Origin of the sequence: Christensenella hongkongensis, from assembly GCF_000981035.1 — a bacterium.
GTDB lineage: Bacteria > Bacillota > Clostridia > Christensenellales > Christensenellaceae > Christensenella > Christensenella hongkongensis.
Genome location: NZ_LAYJ01000133.1, coordinates 143,087 through 160,929, shown reverse-complemented (window position 1 = coordinate 160,929; position 17,843 = coordinate 143,087). Strand labels below are relative to the sequence as shown.

Here is a 17,843-nt window from a genome sequence, read left to right as displayed (position 1 = left end):
AATAAGCTTGTCTTTTTGATTGGTGTCAAACCGATTTTTTTATTGTTCATTTTAATTTTTCCGCTACTGCTTTTGACGCTTTCAATGATTATCTGCCAGCTTCCTGTTTATATAATTAATGTTATTTACCGTTTTATTGTAAATTTTTTATCGTTTTTATTACAAATCACACGGAAAGAGGAAGAATTATGGCAGACAGAACTTCATTGGATTATTACGCGAAACATAAATGGTCGATTCTGGCAGTCCTTATTTTTATGCCTTTTATGGTAACCCTTGACGGAACTGTCGTAAACGTCGCGCTCCCCGTCATGGTGAAGGACCTCAATACGGATATGGAATCGATCCAAATGGTGGTGATCGTTTATCTTGTTGCCGTGGTTGCGTCTATCCTGCTGTTTGGACGGCTTGGCGACATCAAGGGCAAAGGACGCCTCTTTATGTTTGGCACCGTTGTTTTTACCGCCGGTTCGCTTATGGCCGGTCTTTCGCACACGCTCGAATTTCTGATTGTATCGCGCGTGATCGAAGGAATAGGCGGCGCCGCGGCGCTTGCCAACAACCAGGGTATTATCACCGAGGTCTTCCCCGCGAATGAACGGGGACGCGCACTGGGCATCTCCGGCATCTCCGTCGCACTTGGCACCATGCTGGGCCCCCCCATCGGCGGGCTGATCGTTACCTATCTCAGTTGGAATTACATCTTCCTGATTAATGTGCCGGTTGGCATCGTCGCTTTTATATTGGCGCTCAAGCTGCTGCCGCGCGGCAAAAAGACAGACCAGCAGGTCGATTACCGGGGCACCGCTTTGCTTGCAGCGGCTGTCATCCTGTTTTTCTTTGGACTTTTAACCGGACAGAGCAAGGGCTATGATAAATACTACATCATAATGTCCTTTGCAGGGGCGGTGATTCTGGTTGCCCTTTTCCTGTACTTTGAAAAAAGAAGCCAGCAGCCTATCATTGATCTTTCCCTGTTCAAAAATTCTTTGTTTACACTCAGTGTCATTTGCGTATTGATCCAGTTCTTTGCGATGAGCGGTATCAGTATTATACAGCCCTTCTATATCGAGGACGTCCTGAAAATCGATCCCGGTTCTACGGGCCTGATCATGATGAGCTTTCCAATCGTAATGGGGATTATGTCGCCGCTTTCAGGATATATCTCAGACAAGGTCGGCGCTGCAAAAATTACGCTTGTAGGCCTTGTAATCATGACATTAGGCCTTGGCCTGCTCGCAACCATGACCGCAACGGAGCCTGTGATTAAGCTGATTGTATTCCTGTGCATCGTAGGTCTTGGCGCAGGTATATTCTCCGCGCCGAATACTTCGCTGATTATGTCCACAGCCCCCAAGGAAAAGCTTGGGATTGTGGGCAGTATCAACGCTTTCACACGCAATTTTGGGAGTGTGACGGGAATCTCGCTCCTCACCACTTTGCTTTACTCTTTGATGAGCTCAAAGGTCGGTTATCAGGTCAAGGGCTATATTAACGGAAGGCCGGATGTATTTGTCTATGGAATGCAGACCGTATACGCGATTGGCACGGCTATTTTGTGCATAAGCGTTATCTTGACGGTTATCAGGTTGTTCCAGGACAAAAAAGCAAAGGCGGCGCAGCAACCGTCCCCCCATTCTTAATCTGAATCCTCATTTACAGCTCTCCATAAAAAGGGCGCGGCAAAAATGCCGCGCCCTTTTTATCTTCACAATTTTGTTACTTTTCCTTCAAATATTATTCAAATGCAGTTCAAGAATTGGTCACTTTTGTGCTTTATCATTAAATTGTAAAACAAAAAACGAAAACAACGTTTTGAAATATACGAAAATATATGAGGAGGCTTATAACAAATGAATGATAATAGATTTTTTTATAATGATAACAGCAATCATAACAACGATGGCCTGCAAGGCGCGCCATCCTATGTAAATAACGGCAATACGCCGCAGGAGGGAATTACGCCCCGGCAGGAAAACGAAATTTTGAGCCAGAATAGCTCTCCCTATCCGCGCCGGATGGGCAGCGAGCAGTTTTACCAGGACGGCCCAGGCTCAGGCGGCAGAAAGCCCAAAAAGGAAAAAACGCCCTTCCTGACCAAAAAGGCGGCGGCCATAGTATTGGCGCTGTGCGTTGGCGCATCCGCTGTTTTTGGGTATAGCGCAGGCGTGATGAGCGGTCAGGGCAACAGCACGGGCAGCGCAGGCAGCGACACGGGCGTCATCCAGACCGCGGCGGAGGCCGGCGGCACGGGCAGCGACCTTTCTGTTTCAGATATTGTTAATAAGACACAGAATTCGATTGTGGAAATCACAACGGAGGTTGTCCAGACAAACCAGTTTATGCAGGAGGTTTCCGGTGAAGCGGCTGGAAGCGGCATCATCATTTCCGCGGATGGCTACATCGCGACCAATAACCATGTAGTGGAAGGCGGAACCAGCTTTACCGTCCGCCTGAAGAATGGTGAAAGCTACGATGCTACACTCATCGGCAGGGATCCCACAATGGACCTTGCGGTGCTCAAGGTTGAGGCGGAAGGCCTTACGCCAGTCACATTCGGCGATTCGAGCGCGCTTGAAGTGGGCGACACGGCAGTTGCGATCGGCAATCCCCTTGGCACACTGGGCGGCACAGTAACCAACGGCATCATCAGTGCGCTCAACCGCGAAATAGACCTTGGCGACGGCACAATGAGCCTGATCCAGACGAATGCCGCAATCAACCCCGGCAACTCGGGCGGCGGCCTCTTTAACGGGCAAGGCGAGCTTATCGGCGTAGTGGTTGCAAAATCCGGCGGAACCAACATCGAAGGCCTTGGATTTGCAATCCCCGGCAACGAAGCAAAGACGATTCTTGACGAACTGATTGAAAACGGCTACGTACAGGGACGCGCAAGCCTTGGCATGAGCGTAATCGACGTGAATTCCCAGCAGGCAGCAATGTCCTACAGGCTGTCCTCGACGGGCGTATATGTCCTGCAGGTAGAGGACGGCTCCGAGGCTGCAAACCTTGGAATCAAGGCGGGAGACCGCATCGTATCGCTTGACGGCACGGAAATTACCGGTGCGACAGACCTGAATAACGTCCTGAAAAGCCATTCGCCCGGAGACACAGTGGAAATCACGATTGAACGTTCAGGCAGGACTGCTTCCACGAACGTTACGCTGACAGAATCCGTTCCAACGAATTCTTAAAAAGTTCATATCTTTTTCATATAGAATTCACACAGGAGCGTTAACATAAGTTTAACAAAGGAAGCAAGGAGGTTCGTGCCTATGGTAAAAAAATGACCTGAGAAACATAACCCACCCAAACAGAACCTACAATTAATATATAAGTCTGAAGGAAACCCCAGCTTATGCCGCCGGGGTTTTCTTTTTGTTGTATCTTTACATTGGTCGAAATTCATTTTATGATATCTTTAGCAATACACATATTTTCGATTGGAGGAGTTTCCTTGATCCTGGAAACAGAACGTTTATACCTGCGCAAATTAAATAAAGACGATTTCAGCAATCTGTGCAGTATCTTGCAGGACGCGCAGGTGATGTATGCTTACGAGCACGCATTCAGCGACGATGAAGTCAGCGAATGGTTATGCCGCCAGCTCAGACGCTATGAAAAGGACGGTTTCGGCCTGTGGGCTGTCATCCTGAAAGAAACGGGCGAATTTATCGGTCAATGCGGAATCACAATGCAGGACTGTAACGGAACGGAAGTCCCTGAGATTGGATATCTTTTCCGCAAGGCATTCTGGCACTGCGGTTACGCCACAGAGGCAGCCATTGCCTGCCGGGAATACGCTTTCCATGTCCTGGGATTCGAAGCGGTCTATTCCATCATCCGCGATTCCAACGAAGCGTCCAAAAAGGTTGCGCGAAAAAATGGCATGCACAAAACCGGCACGCTGCTAAAGCATTATTATGGTATCGATATGCCGCATGATGTGTATTGTGTGCGGCGGAATGAGATGTATCCATAAGGAGAATCTATCATGGAAAAAATTGAACAAACCGTTATTTCGTTATTGGATCAAAATCAGCAAAAAAGGACTTTTTATGGAATATCACTCTGGCTATTGTTGGGACTAATCGTCACCTTAATGTTCAAATTTATTGAACACACAACTGCGGTTCCATTTGGATCAGAAGAATTTTCGACCTTGATTACATTATTATTCATTTCTGCACTTTGGGTTGCGTTTTTATTTGTCATTATTTTTTGTGTATCCAACAATAAAATAAACCATCCAATCGTAACCAGATTTGTTTCCGGGTTTCAAATTGCAAATACTGTCTGGCTTCTTATGTTTTGTCTTTTCATATTTGTAATGCCACTTATGCTTATCCCTGATTCAATTCTTTATTTAATCCTTTTCTTTATTGGTATGTTTTTATTCGTTGTTGTTATCATTGCACAATTCAATGACCATCCATCTCCATCATTTCATAAACATTCAATTTATTTTTTTATCCGCTATCATCGTACAAAATTGTTGATTGCTTTATCAATTTGTTTGCTTATTTTCTCTTTTTTGCTAGTTACATATCACAAAGCTAAATTTACTACGTTTTCCATTACTTTAAATCAGATGACTGCAACCGCCTCTTTTATAGCAATATTGATATGTATTAATTTTCTGGGTTTTTGCGTTAGTTTTATCAACAAACAAAATCTATTACACACACTGCTTACAGATATCCGCACATTGGCTATTTCTGAAGAAGAGGCAAAAAAATATCTGGACAAAAATATTTTGGGCATGCCCGTGATGGATTTCTTTCAAAAATACTTTTCGAAAATACAACGCAATACGATTACATTTCTTTCCATTCCTACAGAAATAAGAAAAAAAACAGATTGGGAGCTCGCAATTGATGTCGTTGCAAGAACAAATCTGTTGGCGAAATATCTCAAAGCAAACAAAGAAACTTTAAATGGTAGTGAATATAAGAAATTGGAAGCCTATCGAAATGAGTCGTCAGCCCTTTGCCAGGATATAGCCAAAGCAGTCGGTCTTGACAGTTCCAAAACGGTCAATTACAAAAAATTAGTAAAAGCACTGAACAAATTTTGATTTATTTTTTATTTTCAGCACAAAAATCCGCCGTCCACCGGCAGTAATATTCCTGTAGCGTAATCGGATGCGGCGCTGCACAGGAAATAAAGCGCGCCGCGCAGGTCTTCCATTGTGCCGAACCGCCGGATTGGCGTATGTTCCAAAAGCGCTTCTTTTGTCTGCGGATCCGTTAACGATTCCGCCGTCATATCCGTCAGGATATACCCGGGAGCAAGCGCATTTACATTAATACTGTATTTTCCCCATTCCTTTGCCAGCGCTTTTGTCATTTGCAGAAGCGCCGCCTTGCTTGTGGAGTAAGCCGAGCTGCGTTCCCCTGCAAGCACGCTGCGCACCGAGCAGATATTGACGATCTTGCCGCCGCCCTGCCTGATCATTTCATTTCCTGCCAACTGGCACATCCGAAACGCTGCAAATACGTTTACCTTCTGGATATTCTCCCATTCTTCCAGCGGGAAACGCTCCGCATCCTCTTTTTTGTGCAAACCGGCTGCGTTTACCAGAATATCAACGCCGCCGAGCAGTGAAACGGCCTCGCAAAATGCACGCTTCATATCCTGCCGGTCAAGCAGGTCGCAGCTTACTCCCTGTATGCGGTCTTCCGCTTCAAATTTTGTATGGTGGTAAAAAACAACGACCTGCGCGCCCGCCTGCGCAAGAAACCTTGCAAGCGCAAGGCCAATACCCCTGCTGCCGCCGGTCACAATCGCGCGTTTTTCCTTCAGGTCGAATAAGTCCATTGCTAAAGCACCTTCTCAAAATACGCCATATCCTCAATGAGCGTTCCATTTTCATAAATCGGCTCTTCATAGTTATCCGTAAAAAAACCTTTGAGCGTGTGGGTATACGAGAAGCCCTGCTTTTCATAAAATCCCTTGCATCCGGTTTCTATATCCGCAGTGCCTACGCTCATTACCGCAAACCTTCCCCTGTAAACCCGGAAAAGATACTGAACCATCTGCCTTCCGTAGCCCTTTGCATGAAGCATCGGCGCAACGGCAAGGTTTTTCAGCTCGCATTCCCGTTTCGAAACAGGCAGCACAACAGCCACGCAGACCGCGCTGCCGTCATCCTCGGCCACATAAAGATCCCCGTCCTCAAGATAACGGTCTATCATCTTTTCAGACGGATCGGCCTCCCACAATAAATCCATATATTGTTTTTTATCAGCTTCTATTTTCTTAAATGTAATCATACTTCCGGCAGGCTGAACAGATGATTGATCAGCCTGATCCCCGCGGCTGTGCGGAAAATATTTTTGCGTGCGGAAAGGATCGCCTGTTTGTTCGATTTCTGTTCGTACAGGTTCACCAGAAAATCCGCTTCCACCAATATTTGATGATCTTTTTCTTCTATATTTCCATAGGTATGGTGATGCCCCACAAGCCAGCACACACGCTCTGTCATTTCTTCCGGATACCCAAGGCGGCCAAGCATTTCACGCGCAATCGGCGGTCCCTCTATTTCCTGGAAATTCCCACCGTCAGACTGGTACTTTTCCACGCTTGGGCGGATTCCGATGTCGTGCACGATCGCCGCCGTTTCCAGCGTGTCCTGCATATCCCTGTCCAGCTGTTCGAGCTCTCCAATCACCTTTGCAAAAGAATATACCTTCAAAAAGTGATTCACCCGATGCGGAATCCCCCGCTCATACTTCATCATTTCTTCAACCAGCGCACCTGTATTGATTGCCATCCCCGCATTCTCCCTTAAAAACGAAATCTCTTTGCACGGCTTTCCTTATATTTCCCGTCCGCGCAAACCAGCATCATCACAAAGGTTACTACCGCGTAAGCTCCCGCCGTAAAGCTTGGCCATACGACAAGCGTCACGCCTGTCAACACACCGATAAAAGGCGTCTGCCCAAAGATGAGAACGGCAATCATGTATCCAATATATTCGCGCCACGAAAGCTTCCTTGTGAACACTATATATGTTACCAAAAAATTGAGCGCGATACAAGCGATTGGAATTGCGTAATTCACAGACCAAAGGCCTCGTCCGGCATTCCAGTCAAACACGCACAGCATCAGGCTGATAATCCCCGCCTGCAGCATCAGTTTTACACTGCCCCGTATTTTGGAGCGCACGGTATTGAGCACAAGCAGCCAGATGTATCCAAAAATCACCGCGATATCAAGGCACCAAAAACCGCCGTTCACACCGCGCGTGGCAAGGTTGATCCACGCGCATATGCCCACCACGCCCGCGGTTACCGCAGCCGCTTTATACACAGGACGCTTTTTTGGCTCCTCTTCCCGGCTTTCCATACTGTAAGCCGGATAGCTCTGCGCCTGCTTTCTTTCTTTTTCGCCGCGTGCGACCGTCCTGCCACACAGCGGACAGGTCGTCAGCGCCCCATCCACAGAAACATTACAATATTCACACCTGTTCATCACAGATCCCCCAGTTATTTGTATAAATCTCTACATCCGTCCCTGTTTCCCTTGCCAGGAAACCAAAGAAATAACGGATAATCGCAGTCTCTTTGATCGTTTTAATAAAAGAAATCGTCAGCTTCCCATTTACCGAACACATACAGCAGTTAATTGGGCTGCGTTCCGTAGGATATATGATTGATTCCGCCCGCTCCACGTGCTTTGCCAGGCCCGCAGGCAAATCGATCAATCCTACATTGGAAAGCGTCATCGTCTTGATGTCCTCGCCAAAAAATGCAAATACAAATTTTGTGCCCGCCTCCCGCATAAACCGCGGAACCGCTTTGACTACAGGATGCTCCATCACACCGCAGCTTTCTGCAATCGCGCCAAGGAGGTTCTCCTCGCTCGTCTTTTCCCTGATCTGCCGCTGCACCTCCGTAAGGATCGATTCAAAATTCATTCCCGTACGGATCGGTACCGACAGATTCAGGATACAGAAAAAATTCCGGACTGTTTTCGATGGGAACAAACTACGCAGGTTCACCGGAACCGATATCACGATAGGCTCGTCGTCAAGCTCCTCGCGCACCGCTTCCCTGTAGATCGCAAGGATCAAAAGCGCCGTAAGATATTCCGTGATTGTCGCGTCGCTTCTTTTGGCAGCAGCTTTGAGCGCACTTACGCTGACTACGCCCTGCAGCACGTTATTACCATATGGCTCGTATGGCGTTCCCTTGATTTTAAAAGCAGGCGGCAGTTTGCTTACCTTGCTCCTGTCTGCGTCATAATACTTCAGTAAAGCGTCTTCCGACTCTTCCGCGCCCGGCGTATCCTCCGGCAGTAAAATTTTCCCTTCCGGATCGATTTTCTCTCCGCGCAGGGTGAAATACCTGTATAGCAGCGTTTTTAAAAATTCCACCGCGCCCGCGCCATCCGCAAGCGCATGGAACGCCTCGAGCGAAATGCGGTTCCCATAATACAGAACCAGGAACAAATAGCCGTTGTTTTCCTCCGGCTTCATCAGCGCGCAGGGATATTCCACTTCATGTTTTACAAAAAAAGGAGCGTCGTTTGGTTCGAAATACTGGTCAAACGAAGTGCTTGTCAGCTTGACCGCAAAGGCCGGATACCGTTTGAGCGTATCCCGCACGGCTTGCTGTAACGTCTCCTTACACACCTCTTCCTTTAATATCGCCGATATCCTGTAAACAGACGTATTGGTCCTCCTGGTCACCGCCGGGAAAAGCTTCGCCGCAGTATCCAATGGGTATTTTGTTTCCATAAGCCTCCGATCGCATCCCCGCCCAGCTCCTGTTTCCCAAAGAAAAAGGCAGGAAGAACAAGGTTTTTTGCCATTCCCCTTATTTTTCCCACCTTTATTATATCAGGTTTTTTTCCTCACAATTCTTAATTGTTAATGAATTATTTTTGAAGAATTTTGAGCGAGCCCGAAACTGTATCCACGTTGATGGAAACACGTCCGTCGCTGTACTGATCATTCTTCATTGCAAAATCGTTGTCCGTCGAGCCTGAAACCGTGTCATAGCTCAATTTGAAGCCCGTCTCATCAGGTAAAACGATCCGCACGCTGCCGGAAACAGAATTTGCGTCGATTTTTTCGAGCAGGTCCGAGTCGACACATACGACTTCAATCGATCCGCTGGTGGTGTCCGTGCTGACCTCCTGCACGTTTGCGGCTTCGATTTTGACGCTGCCGGACGTGCTGTCTCCCTCTATATATCCGAAGGTTCCCTTGAGCGTGATCTCTCCCGACATTGTGTCTGCAGAGGCCTTTTCCGCTTGTATGTCCGTTGCGTCTATCCTGCCGGATGTGCTGTCAAGGCTCAGGTTGTCGCACATTCCGCCTGCAACGGAAATATTGCCCGACGTCGTAGAGAATAGCGCTCTTGTCGCATTGATTGTTTCCGCAGAAAGCTCGCCTGAAATGGTCTGGATATCGAGTACGCCTGCAAAGCTTTTGGGCACCATTACCTTTACGTCTATCCTGTAGCTCCTGCCCCAATTAAGGAACGTCTTCCCGTTGCGCCCGCTCTGTATTACAAGCTCTCCATTTTTCACGCCGTAACGCATAACGTCTTCTTCCTCAATCTTATGGCTGCTGGTTTCCTCCACACGGATCACATTCTCATCCGTAGGAACAATTTCGATGTTCTCGTCAACAAAACGCATGGAAATTTCTTTGATGTCTGCAACCGGCTTCTCAAATTCCACATTTTTCTGCGCGTCGTCCGGAAGGTTGTCCACAAAGTCCTCAGCGCTGATTCCCGTTATGGTGTTTGCAATATTGCCAAAGAATCCCCTGATGGCCGAGCCGCCTATAATTCCCCAAAACATGACCGCAGCCAGTATAACCGCCACAATGGCCCATAATACGATTTTTCCCGTTTTACTCATTATATTACCTCACTTTATGTTGACCTTGACGATCGAGCTAACCGCCCCACCGATCAGGAAGATAATCCACGTGATATACCAGGCGCGCGTCGTAAAGCTGATTACAAAATACAAAATCACAATAATCAGCCACAATGCCGAGGTATACGCGTGCTGCCGTTCCTCCCGTGTCGGCGGCTGAGACGCAATGCTTTCGTCTGTCAGCGCAGCCTTCAAAAGCTGCTGCAACGCCGCCCCAACAAGGAAAATCAGCCATGTGATATACCACGCATGTGTGGTGAAGCTGATTACAAAGTACAATGCCACGATAATCAGCCACATCGCACTTTGATACGCTTTGATCTGTTCCATCTTTTTGTGTTGTTGTTCGTCCATTCCCGTTTCTCCTTATTTAGTCGACGCCTTGATGATCTGCTCTACCGCCGCGCCGATCAGGAAGATGATCCAGGTGATATACCAGGCCATCGTCGCAAAGCTGATGATGAAGTAAAGCGCCACGATGAGCGACCAGAACGCGCCAAGGTACGCGGAGCGTTTTTCGTTTTTGTGCTTGCTTTCGTCCTGCCACTGCTTGAATTCCTCTACCATGGTGTCGTCCATTTTTTCGTACTTTGGGCGCAGCGAGCTGTTGTAAACAAGCAGGCCTGTGGCTACCGCAATCAGCGCAAACATAATGGTGAGGCCAATAATTGGCTGGTTCATCCTTCCCAGAATAATAATTGCCACCGGCGACAGGATATAGAGCATGATTGCAATCGCCACCAGGCGCGCGCTGCGCCTGCGTTCCGCCTCGGTTTGGGCTTTATTTGCCACAGGATCGTTCGCGCTGCTGATCAACTCGTCCACATCGCCGATGCTGCTTTTGACGATGTCGTACGCTTCTTCCTCAGAGGCGCCCGTTTCCCTCAGGTCGTAGTACTTCTCTTTGAGATTTGTAAAAATTTCCTCCCGCAGCTCCAGCATTTTTCTGGATTTTGGAGCATCTGCAAAAAGATTTTCCACATACTGACGTAATTTTTCTTCCATTTTCTTCCTCCCGCAGTGGTTAGATCAGGTGATCAATCAACTGTTTGGTTCTTTCCCACTCTTCTTTATTCTGTTCATACATTGCCCGCCCCAGCCTGGTGATGCGGTAGTAGCGCCTGCGCGCGCCTGTTGTTTCGTCTCCCCAGTAGGATTCGATCATCTCGGCGTTTTCAAGCCGCCGGAAGGCGGAATAGAGCGTCGCTTCTTTCAGTTCGTATTCCCCGTGCGTCGTCTGTTGGATCGACTTGTTGATCTCATAGCCATAGCTGTCTTTTTTGAGCAGCTGCGCCAGGATAATCGTTTCAGTATGCCCGCGGATTAGATCCGAAGTTAATGACATTCAGTTCCCTCCTCTCAATAAAATATGTCCAATTTCAATTTACATTATATATTCATATACCTCGCCTGTCAATGTATATATTTGCAAAAGAGAAACAAATTACTTGACTTTGCCCCAAGGGGGTATGTTATATTAAGAGAACCCTTTTGAAAAAGGGAAATATATCGCCCGGAAAGGAACCTCCTAAATGACGGAAACAGAAGCTATCAAACCAGAACCAACAAAGCCTTCCGGCGATTTTTCACGCTGGAAGCAAAAAACAGCATTATTTTTATCCGGCCAGACGGTATCCCTGTTCGGCTCTTCGCTGGTGCAGTTTGCAATCATATGGTATATTACCCTTTCCACGCAGTCCGGAGCTATGATGACCATAGCCTCCGTATGCGGCTTCGCGCCGCAGGTTGCGATATCCCTTTTTTCCGGCGTGTGGGCGGATCGCTACAACCGTAAGCTGCTGATCATCGGCGCGGATGCAATGGTCGCTTCCGCCACCTTTGTGTTGGCGCTCTTCTTTCTGTCCGGCCACGACGACCTGTGGATGGTATTCCTGGTATCGGCGATCCGGTCCGTCGGCTCGGGTATCCAAACGCCCGCAGTGAACGCGGTGCTCCCGCAGATTGTGCCTCCTGACAAGCTGATCCGGATTGGCGGGATCAATGGAAGCCTCCAATCAGTGATGTTTATTCTTTCACCCGCGGCGGCAGGAATGCTGCTTTCCATCGCATCGCTGGAATCGACCTTTTTTATCGACGTGAGCACAGCGGCTGTCGCGATTGTAATCATGGTCTGCCTGAAAATTCCGCTGCATGAAAAAGCAAAGCTCAGACAAAAAGGCGGCTACTTCGACGATCTTACGGCAGGGATCAAATACGTGGCGGGCAGCGGTTTCTTCCGGTCATATTTCCTGTTTTACGCGCTGTTCTTCTTCCTGATCGTACCTGCGTCGCAGCTTACGCCGCTGATGGTCTCGCGTACCTTCGGCGACGAATACTGGCGGCTTTCCACAATGGAAATTACCTTTTCGGCGGGCGGCGTTTTGGGTGGTATCGTGATTTCCGCATGGGGTGGCTTCAAAAACCGCATGCACACGATTGCGCTCTGCTGTATCCTGTTTGGTACCCTTACAATGCTTGTGGGGATTATTCCCGGATTTGTCGCCTTTTTGATCCTGATGTTTCTTACGGGAAGTACGGTCCCCCTGTTTACAACCCCTTCCATGGTGTTATTACAGGAACAGGTGGATCCCAATATGCAGGGACGCGTATTTAGCCTGACGCAGATCGTCATGACTGCCATGGTGCCCATTGGCATGGTCTTTTTCGGGCCGATTGCCGATACCATACGCATCGAGACGCTCATGGTGATTACCGGTATTTGCGGCGCGGTCGTCGGTGTATTAGTATTTTTCAACAAACACTTCAAGCGCGGATTGATTACGGAATAACCTGCCGTTTTCCTCCGGCCCGGATGCTGCGCGCAGGAACGACGGAAGGAATGTGAATCAAAAATGGATTTTTCTTACAGGCTAGGATATCGTGCAATCAAAACGGCAATCGCAGTTGCAGTCTGCCTGTTTTTAAGTTATATTTTCGGCCGCTCTACCGCCGTATTTGCAGTAGTCGCGGCAATTCTCTGTATCCAGCCAACCTATGATAAGTCAAAGCACACCGGTTTTCACCGTGTAATCGGAACGCTGATTGGCTCCGGCTTCAGCCTTCTTACGCTGGAGCTTGCAGGGATTATTCCATACTATAACGAATTTCTATATATCATCATATTTCCACTGATGATGCTTGCGCTCATTTTTGTGTGCAACGTATTAAACCTGAAGGACTCGGTTGCCCCAAGCTGCGTTATCTTTGCAGTCATCGTATTCTTCCACACAGGCAGCGCGCTTGATACGGTGCCATATGTCATAAACCGGACGCTCGAAACGCTGGCAGGCGTATTCGTAGCGCTTCCCATCAACCGCTTTATCCTGAATCCCAAAGAACCGGATGCGGATGAACAGGAAAATCAAGGGTAACAGGAGAATTGAAACATGAAGGAAAATAAATATGACGACAATGTTTTTTTTGAAAAATACAGCCAGATGGACCGTTCCAAAAAAGGACTGGACGGCGCAGGCGAGTGGCATGTACTCAAACAAATGCTGCCTGATTTCAGGGGCAAACGCATTCTGGATCTTGGCTGCGGCTTCGGCTGGCACTGTGAGTACGCAATAAAAAACGGTGCGGCGAGCGCTGTCGGCATCGATATTTCAGAAAAAATGCTGGCCGAGGCGCACGCCAAAAGGAGCTCGGACGCGATTTCATATATTTGCCTGCCCATCGAAGACATCGCCTTCCCGCCTTCATCCTTTGATGTTGTGATCAGCTCGCTGGCCTTCCATTATATCCAGTCTTTTGAGGATATCTGTAAAAAAGTGTACGACAGCCTTTCGCCGGGCAGTAATTTTGTTTTCTCTGTAGAACATCCTGTCTTTACGGCCTACGGCACCGAGGATTGGTATTACGATGACAGGGGCAATATCCTGCATTGGCCGGTAGACCGGTATTTTAACGAGGGCAGGCGCAGCACCATCTTCCTTGGAGAGACCGTGCAAAAATACCACAAAACGCTCACAACGTATGTAAACGGCCTGATTCGGACAGGCTTTGAAATCACCGGCTTGATCGAGCCGGAGCCAAGCGAAGAAATGCTGCATACCGTGTCCGGTATGACGGACGAGCTGCGGCGGCCCATGATGCTGCTCGTATCAGCGAGAAAAAGATAAAAACGCATCAAAAATGCCGGTCATTTCTGACCGGCATTTTTTAAATTAGAAGCCGTACACCATACATCGAATTTTGGCCTCATAAGAGGAATTTACATCATTGACTCAGAACAGGCGAACCTGCGGCACACGCTGCAATTTGCTTACTGCTGCTTCCGTCAGGACCTGACAGGGTTCACAACGCAACATTGCACAGGACCCATCCCTCAACGCCAAGTAATGTACTCCATACCCTACAAAGAAAACCCTCCGCATGGGATTCAACCCCGCTATAGCGGCTTGCGGGTTACAGGACACCGCTAACTCCCCGTCTAGTACGGCAAACTTGAAAACAATATTTTATTACGAGGTGCTTACAGCCCACGGAAAATACATTCCTCACGGCCCGCGCCCACGCCGATCATCACAACCGGTACTCCGGTCTGCTCTTCGATGAACTCAATGTAGGTCTTCGCCGCTGCCGGCAAATCTTCGTATTTGCGGATGTGCGAAAGGTCGCTGCTCCAGCCCTCGAATTCCTTGTAAACCGGCTTTGCCTTCGCAAGCGTTTCAAGCGACGCCGGATACGTATTTACTATTTTACCATCAATGTCATAGCCAATGCAAACAAAAACTTTATCAAGGCCGCCGAGCGTATCCATGCGTGACACGGCAAATCCCGTAATACCGCTTGTTTTTGCCGCAAAATCAACGATTACCAGATCCAGCCACCCGCAGCGGCGCGGACGGCCTGTCGTCGTACCGTATTCGTGGCCTTTTTCGCGAATCTCGTCTCCTGTCGCATCAAGAAGCTCCGTTACAAACGGGCCCTCTCCCACGCGCGTCGTATACGCCTTTACCACGCCGATCACATCGGTAATGGTCTGCGGCCCAACGCCCGCCCCCGAGCAAACCCCGCCCGTATTCGGATGCGAGGAGGTTACATAAGGATAGGTGCCGAAATCGATATCGAGCAGCATTCCCTGAGCGCCCTCGAAAAGCAGATTTTTTCCCGCGGCATGGTATTCCTGCAGCATGGAAACCGTATCACAGATGAACGGTTTAAAATATTTTGCGTGCTGGCGGTATTCCTCGAGCATTTCTTCATAATCGAGAGGCTCGCCGCCATATACCTTTGTAATGACTTCGTTTTTGTCTTCCACGCACTTTTTGAGCTTTGCGGGGAAGGTGTTTTCATCGATGAGGTCGCACATACGAAGCCCTGTGCGCGCCACTTTATCCGTATAGCATGGCCCGATGCCGTTGCAGGTCGTGCCAATCTTGAAATCGCCCAGCTTTTTTTCGTTGAGAACGTCAAGCTCCCTGTGATATGGCATAATCATATGGGCCCTGTCGCTGATATAAAGCTGATCCACGGAAACGCCGCGCTCCGCAAGATAATCGATCTCCTTTTTCAGCGCCTTAGGATCTATCACCACGCCGTTTGCGATTACGCACGCCTTTTTCGAAAGAATTCCAGACGGGATCAGGTGCAGCTTATAGGTTACGCCGTCTGCAACAACGGTATGGCCCGCGTTGTTGCCTCCCTGGTAACGAACCACCATATCGGCCTTGGAAGCGAGATAATCTACAAATCTGCCCTTTCCTTCGTCGCCCCACTGAGCGCCGAACACAACAATACCGGACATTTCGTTCACTCCTAACAATTACATTATTTGGGAAGCCGCACAGCCATTCATGAAACGGCTTGCCGCAAAAAAATATCGCGATGGAACATTGCACTCCATTGCGATACCCTGTCTTATTCTAACAAATTACAAGGCCTTCCGTCAACTTCTTTTCAGAATTTCCGCTGTGCTATGCGCAAAGTATACCCGCGCATCCCATTCGCAGGTTCATATTTTACCGCGTCATACCCACGATATACGGCGTTGCTCATTGACTTTTGAAATCAATTATCGTACTATGATATTTAGATAGATATATAGATTCCACCTATTTTGATATGTTTTACCGGAGGGCCCATGAAAAAGATCATAACTGTCCTGTGTGTCGCGCTTCTTTGCTGCATGGTACTGACTGCCTGCAGCTCGCCTGTTACATTCCAGACTTCCGGCGCTTCGTATGACGTAGCGGAAATCACCTCCTCAAACGAGGTTTCAGGAATGGCTCCGGGCAGTGGGAATACGTTTCTCGTGGTAAAGCTCGGTACGGCTGAAAACAGTCTTGACGACGCGCAGGCATCGTTTCTCCCTGCCGGGGGAACGCCTTCCTACGTAACGGACGGTACTACGCAGTATCCGTGCAAAGCGATTGCCTTTCAGTCAGACGGCAGCCGCGTACAAACAGTCCTCGTATATGAAGTTCCTCTGGACTGGGCAAACGCAAAAGAATTCAGCCTCGGCGGAAATGATTTTTCACCGGTTGCGCTGAAAAAATAGCAGCTACAAAAAGGCCGCACGTTAGTGGCGGCTGCATAAGACAGTATGAGTATTTGAAACGGTATAGCGGTTTTCCGCTATGCCGTTTTTTCGTTTTGGGTGAATGTGGTCGGGTTCTTTACAACGATACTGTTATTTACGATTCGTATTTTGCTCATGGGTTCCTCTCCGTTTCGTGATAGACTAAAGGGGTTTGGGGAGAATCCCCAACAAGCAATTTTGATTCATGGACGCGCAAGCGGTCATGATTCAAAATGTGGAAGTGTTAATACACTTCCTATGCTTGCTGGTAGACTAATATCCCTTATATGTCCCCTCACTACTAACACAATCCGAAGCGCCCAAAAAGGAACCTTTTCCAGAAATTTTATAACGGGCGACGCGAGTTTCAAGAAATAGACCTTATTTTATAGTAGATTATTTCTTACAATTTATTTTACTGGTCTAATTCCTCAAGACGCTTTCGTCTTGCTTCAAAGCTGTGATGTTCTTCGTTTAAAATTTGTGCAATCCTGTTTATGGTTTGTTCCTCGCCAGCCTTTTTCATTTCTGCTCCGAACCATTGTAAGAATAGTCTTTTTCTTGTGCGATTGATAACAGGATCATCAGCCGCAAGCAGCATGATTGCCAAACAGTGTTCATAGCCCTTGAAGCGGTCGATTTCAATATCTATCATCAATTCATCTGCCGTCAATTCTTCGTTGTATTGCATGAAATATACCAGCTGCTCCACGCCCTCTATATTCTGCTCCAAACTTTCCAATACTTTTTTATTTGACATAGTTGTGCTCCTTAACTAAAAATAGATAGGTTACTTGTTAGCACCTATTGTATCTCCTTTTAGGAATATAATCAAGATAAACATGTGCTAATGAGTCACTTTTTTATAAGGGAGAATTCTATGAAAGGTTTAATATTACAGAATGCAAGTTTACAAACAAATTTGAGGAGACTACGGGCTGCCGCAGGATTATCTCAAAGGGAATTAACATCGAAAATGAATCTACTGGGCAGTACGATTGATCGAAACACTTATACGAAAATAGAACTTGGAACGCGCAACATAAAGGTGACGGATTTGGTTGCGCTCCAGCAAGTTTACAATGTGGATTTTGCGGAGTTCTTTAAAGGAATTAAGCCGCACGAGTAATTAATTATTAATTAAATATGACACCAAAATAGTCTTTTAGAACATCTTTGGAACCCAAAAACAAGAGTTCAATAGATTTTACATATTCAGAAACATCTTCTCGAAATGTAATTGAGGCATCATACCAATATTGGAAACTCTTGTCTAAATGTCGACGCAGCAAAAAGGCCAATGAGTTAAATTTTGCTCATTGGCCTTTTCTCATTTATCCTGTTTGGCAGCTATCCCCTGTCTTATGGATAGCTACCATTGTGCGGTCTTTTTTTTGTCTAAAGAATACGCCGGGTATAGCGT

General features: G+C 47.6%; 20 protein-coding genes and 1 other RNA gene. 9 read left to right on the top strand and 12 right to left on the bottom strand.

The window, feature by feature from the left end; all coding sequences use genetic code 11:
* The first annotated feature begins 188 nt into the window (after positions 1 to 188).
* The 4 genes from CHK_RS14965 to CHK_RS14950 all read left to right on the top strand — a co-directional run bounded on the left by CHK_RS14965 (position 189) and on the right by CHK_RS14950 (position 5,077).
* The gene (locus tag CHK_RS14965) at positions 189 to 1,643 is read left to right on the top strand and encodes an MFS transporter (RefSeq protein WP_046444864.1); all 1,455 of its coding nucleotides are present in this window, start codon (positions 189 to 191) and stop codon (positions 1,641 to 1,643) included.
* A gap of 210 nt (positions 1,644 to 1,853) precedes the next feature.
* On the top strand, positions 1,854 to 3,194 hold the full coding sequence (locus CHK_RS14960; protein WP_235843828.1) for a S1C family serine protease: 1,341 nt from the start codon (positions 1,854 to 1,856) through the stop codon (positions 3,192 to 3,194).
* A 218-nt stretch (positions 3,195 to 3,412) separates the two neighbouring features.
* Positions 3,413 to 3,982 carry a GNAT family N-acetyltransferase gene (locus tag CHK_RS14955; protein ID WP_046444927.1) on the top strand — a complete coding sequence of 190 codons (570 nt, stop codon included), beginning with the start codon at positions 3,413 to 3,415 and terminating at the stop codon, positions 3,980 to 3,982.
* 12 nt (positions 3,983 to 3,994) lie between these two features.
* On the top strand, positions 3,995 to 5,077 hold the full coding sequence (locus CHK_RS14950) for a hypothetical protein (RefSeq protein ID WP_046444863.1): 1,083 nt from the start codon (positions 3,995 to 3,997) through the stop codon (positions 5,075 to 5,077).
* Positions 5,078 to 5,091: 14 nt separating this feature from the next.
* On the opposite strand, the gene CHK_RS14945 is transcribed toward CHK_RS14950, so the two are convergent.
* From CHK_RS14945 to CHK_RS14905, 9 genes are all read right to left on the bottom strand, one after another.
* Entirely contained in the window at positions 5,092 to 5,820 is a 729-nt protein-coding gene (locus CHK_RS14945) for an SDR family NAD(P)-dependent oxidoreductase (protein WP_046444862.1), read from the bottom strand.
* A gap of 2 nt (positions 5,821 to 5,822) precedes the next feature.
* Positions 5,823 to 6,233 carry a GNAT family N-acetyltransferase gene (locus CHK_RS14940; protein ID WP_242844875.1) on the bottom strand — a complete coding sequence of 137 codons (411 nt, stop codon included), beginning with the start codon at positions 6,231 to 6,233 and terminating at the stop codon, positions 5,823 to 5,825.
* A 38-nt stretch (positions 6,234 to 6,271) separates the two neighbouring features.
* Positions 6,272 to 6,775 (bottom strand): HD domain-containing protein, encoded by a 504-nt coding sequence (locus tag CHK_RS14935; RefSeq protein WP_046444860.1) that lies wholly within the window; start codon positions 6,773 to 6,775, stop codon positions 6,272 to 6,274.
* Between the two features lie 14 nt (positions 6,776 to 6,789).
* Positions 6,790 to 7,476 (bottom strand): DUF6320 domain-containing protein, encoded by a 687-nt coding sequence (locus CHK_RS14930; RefSeq protein WP_046444859.1) that lies wholly within the window; start codon positions 7,474 to 7,476, stop codon positions 6,790 to 6,792.
* Positions 7,463 to 8,743 carry a hypothetical protein gene (locus tag CHK_RS14925; RefSeq protein WP_046444858.1) on the bottom strand — a complete coding sequence of 427 codons (1,281 nt, stop codon included), beginning with the start codon at positions 8,741 to 8,743 and terminating at the stop codon, positions 7,463 to 7,465. Before CHK_RS14925 ends, CHK_RS14930 begins: the two co-directional genes overlap by 14 nt.
* Positions 8,744 to 8,883: 140 nt before the next feature.
* Complete coding sequence (locus CHK_RS14920) at positions 8,884 to 9,876, bottom strand: DUF4097 family beta strand repeat-containing protein (RefSeq protein WP_046444857.1); 993 nt, start codon at positions 9,874 to 9,876, stop codon at positions 8,884 to 8,886.
* A 9-nt stretch (positions 9,877 to 9,885) separates the two neighbouring features.
* Positions 9,886 to 10,251: a hypothetical protein gene (locus CHK_RS14915; RefSeq protein WP_046444856.1), complete on the bottom strand. Its 366-nt coding sequence runs from the start codon at positions 10,249 to 10,251 to the stop codon at positions 9,886 to 9,888.
* A 12-nt stretch (positions 10,252 to 10,263) separates the two neighbouring features.
* Positions 10,264 to 10,902, bottom strand: a complete 639-nt coding sequence (locus tag CHK_RS14910; RefSeq protein WP_046444855.1) for a permease prefix domain 1-containing protein — start codon at positions 10,900 to 10,902, stop codon at positions 10,264 to 10,266.
* 19 nt (positions 10,903 to 10,921) lie between these two features.
* Positions 10,922 to 11,242 carry a PadR family transcriptional regulator gene (locus CHK_RS14905; protein WP_046444854.1) on the bottom strand — a complete coding sequence of 107 codons (321 nt, stop codon included), beginning with the start codon at positions 11,240 to 11,242 and terminating at the stop codon, positions 10,922 to 10,924.
* Between the two features lie 187 nt (positions 11,243 to 11,429).
* Here CHK_RS14905 and CHK_RS14900 point away from each other — a divergent pair, with 187 nt between their 5' ends.
* The 3 genes from CHK_RS14900 (at position 11,430) to CHK_RS14890 (ending at position 14,018) form a co-directional block, all read left to right on the top strand.
* A complete protein-coding gene (locus CHK_RS14900; protein WP_046444853.1) occupies positions 11,430 to 12,686 on the top strand; it encodes an MFS transporter in 1,257 nt (418 codons plus the stop codon).
* 63 nt (positions 12,687 to 12,749) lie between these two features.
* A complete protein-coding gene (locus CHK_RS14895) occupies positions 12,750 to 13,268 on the top strand; it encodes an FUSC family protein (protein WP_046444852.1) in 519 nt (172 codons plus the stop codon).
* A 15-nt stretch (positions 13,269 to 13,283) separates the two neighbouring features.
* Positions 13,284 to 14,018: a class I SAM-dependent methyltransferase gene (locus CHK_RS14890; RefSeq protein WP_046444851.1), complete on the top strand. Its 735-nt coding sequence runs from the start codon at positions 13,284 to 13,286 to the stop codon at positions 14,016 to 14,018.
* Between the two features lie 52 nt (positions 14,019 to 14,070).
* On the opposite strand, the gene ffs is transcribed toward CHK_RS14890, so the two are convergent.
* Together ffs and CHK_RS14885 are read right to left on the bottom strand one after the other, a co-directional pair.
* Positions 14,071 to 14,338: signal recognition particle sRNA large type (ffs, locus tag CHK_RS16260), an RNA gene on the bottom strand.
* A 33-nt stretch (positions 14,339 to 14,371) separates the two neighbouring features.
* Entirely contained in the window at positions 14,372 to 15,646 is a 1,275-nt protein-coding gene (locus CHK_RS14885) for an adenylosuccinate synthase (protein WP_046444850.1), read from the bottom strand.
* A gap of 336 nt (positions 15,647 to 15,982) precedes the next feature.
* On the opposite strand from CHK_RS14885, the gene CHK_RS14880 reads away from it, so the two are divergent.
* On the top strand, positions 15,983 to 16,399 hold the full coding sequence (locus CHK_RS14880) for a hypothetical protein (RefSeq protein WP_046444849.1): 417 nt from the start codon (positions 15,983 to 15,985) through the stop codon (positions 16,397 to 16,399).
* A 436-nt stretch (positions 16,400 to 16,835) separates the two neighbouring features.
* On the opposite strand, the gene CHK_RS14875 is transcribed toward CHK_RS14880, so the two are convergent.
* Positions 16,836 to 17,180 (bottom strand): hypothetical protein, encoded by a 345-nt coding sequence (locus CHK_RS14875; protein WP_046444848.1) that lies wholly within the window; start codon positions 17,178 to 17,180, stop codon positions 16,836 to 16,838.
* Positions 17,181 to 17,270: 90 nt separating this feature from the next.
* Here CHK_RS14875 and CHK_RS17020 point away from each other — a divergent pair, with 90 nt between their 5' ends.
* Complete coding sequence (locus tag CHK_RS17020; RefSeq protein WP_082103609.1) at positions 17,271 to 17,549, top strand: helix-turn-helix domain-containing protein; 279 nt, start codon at positions 17,271 to 17,273, stop codon at positions 17,547 to 17,549.
* Positions 17,550 to 17,843 lie beyond the last annotated feature (294 nt).

Excerpts from the sequence above, each read along its gene's own strand:
- CHK_RS14945 (WP_046444862.1), bottom strand. The coding sequence starts at position 5,820 with ATGGACTTATTCGACCTGAAGGAAAAACGCGCGATTGTGACCGGCGGC.
- CHK_RS14885 (WP_046444850.1), bottom strand. The coding sequence starts at position 15,646 with ATGTCCGGTATTGTTGTGTTCGGCGCTCAGTGGGGCGACGAAGGAAAG.
- CHK_RS14920 (WP_046444857.1), bottom strand. The coding sequence starts at position 9,876 with ATGAGTAAAACGGGAAAAATCGTATTATGGGCCATTGTGGCGGTTATA.
- CHK_RS14960 (WP_235843828.1), top strand. The coding sequence starts at position 1,854 with ATGAATGATAATAGATTTTTTTATAATGATAACAGCAATCATAACAAC.
- CHK_RS14940 (WP_242844875.1), bottom strand. The coding sequence starts at position 6,233 with ATGGATTTATTGTGGGAGGCCGATCCGTCTGAAAAGATGATAGACCGT.
- CHK_RS17020 (WP_082103609.1), top strand. The coding sequence starts at position 17,271 with ATGAGTCACTTTTTTATAAGGGAGAATTCTATGAAAGGTTTAATATTA.
- CHK_RS14950 (WP_046444863.1), top strand. The coding sequence starts at position 3,995 with ATGGAAAAAATTGAACAAACCGTTATTTCGTTATTGGATCAAAATCAG.
- CHK_RS14930 (WP_046444859.1), bottom strand. The coding sequence starts at position 7,476 with ATGAACAGGTGTGAATATTGTAATGTTTCTGTGGATGGGGCGCTGACG.
- CHK_RS14905 (WP_046444854.1), bottom strand. The coding sequence starts at position 11,242 with ATGTCATTAACTTCGGATCTAATCCGCGGGCATACTGAAACGATTATC.
- CHK_RS14935 (WP_046444860.1), bottom strand. The coding sequence starts at position 6,775 with ATGGCAATCAATACAGGTGCGCTGGTTGAAGAAATGATGAAGTATGAG.
- CHK_RS14900 (WP_046444853.1), top strand. The coding sequence starts at position 11,430 with ATGACGGAAACAGAAGCTATCAAACCAGAACCAACAAAGCCTTCCGGC.
- CHK_RS14895 (WP_046444852.1), top strand. The coding sequence starts at position 12,750 with ATGGATTTTTCTTACAGGCTAGGATATCGTGCAATCAAAACGGCAATC.
- CHK_RS14910 (WP_046444855.1), bottom strand. The coding sequence starts at position 10,902 with ATGGAAGAAAAATTACGTCAGTATGTGGAAAATCTTTTTGCAGATGCT.
- CHK_RS14890 (WP_046444851.1), top strand. The coding sequence starts at position 13,284 with ATGAAGGAAAATAAATATGACGACAATGTTTTTTTTGAAAAATACAGC.
- CHK_RS14875 (WP_046444848.1), bottom strand. The coding sequence starts at position 17,180 with ATGTCAAATAAAAAAGTATTGGAAAGTTTGGAGCAGAATATAGAGGGC.
- CHK_RS14925 (WP_046444858.1), bottom strand. The coding sequence starts at position 8,743 with ATGGAAACAAAATACCCATTGGATACTGCGGCGAAGCTTTTCCCGGCG.
- CHK_RS14955 (WP_046444927.1), top strand. The coding sequence starts at position 3,413 with ATGATATCTTTAGCAATACACATATTTTCGATTGGAGGAGTTTCCTTG.
- CHK_RS14880 (WP_046444849.1), top strand. The coding sequence starts at position 15,983 with ATGAAAAAGATCATAACTGTCCTGTGTGTCGCGCTTCTTTGCTGCATG.
- CHK_RS14915 (WP_046444856.1), bottom strand. The coding sequence starts at position 10,251 with ATGGACGAACAACAACACAAAAAGATGGAACAGATCAAAGCGTATCAA.
- CHK_RS14965 (WP_046444864.1), top strand. The coding sequence starts at position 189 with ATGGCAGACAGAACTTCATTGGATTATTACGCGAAACATAAATGGTCG.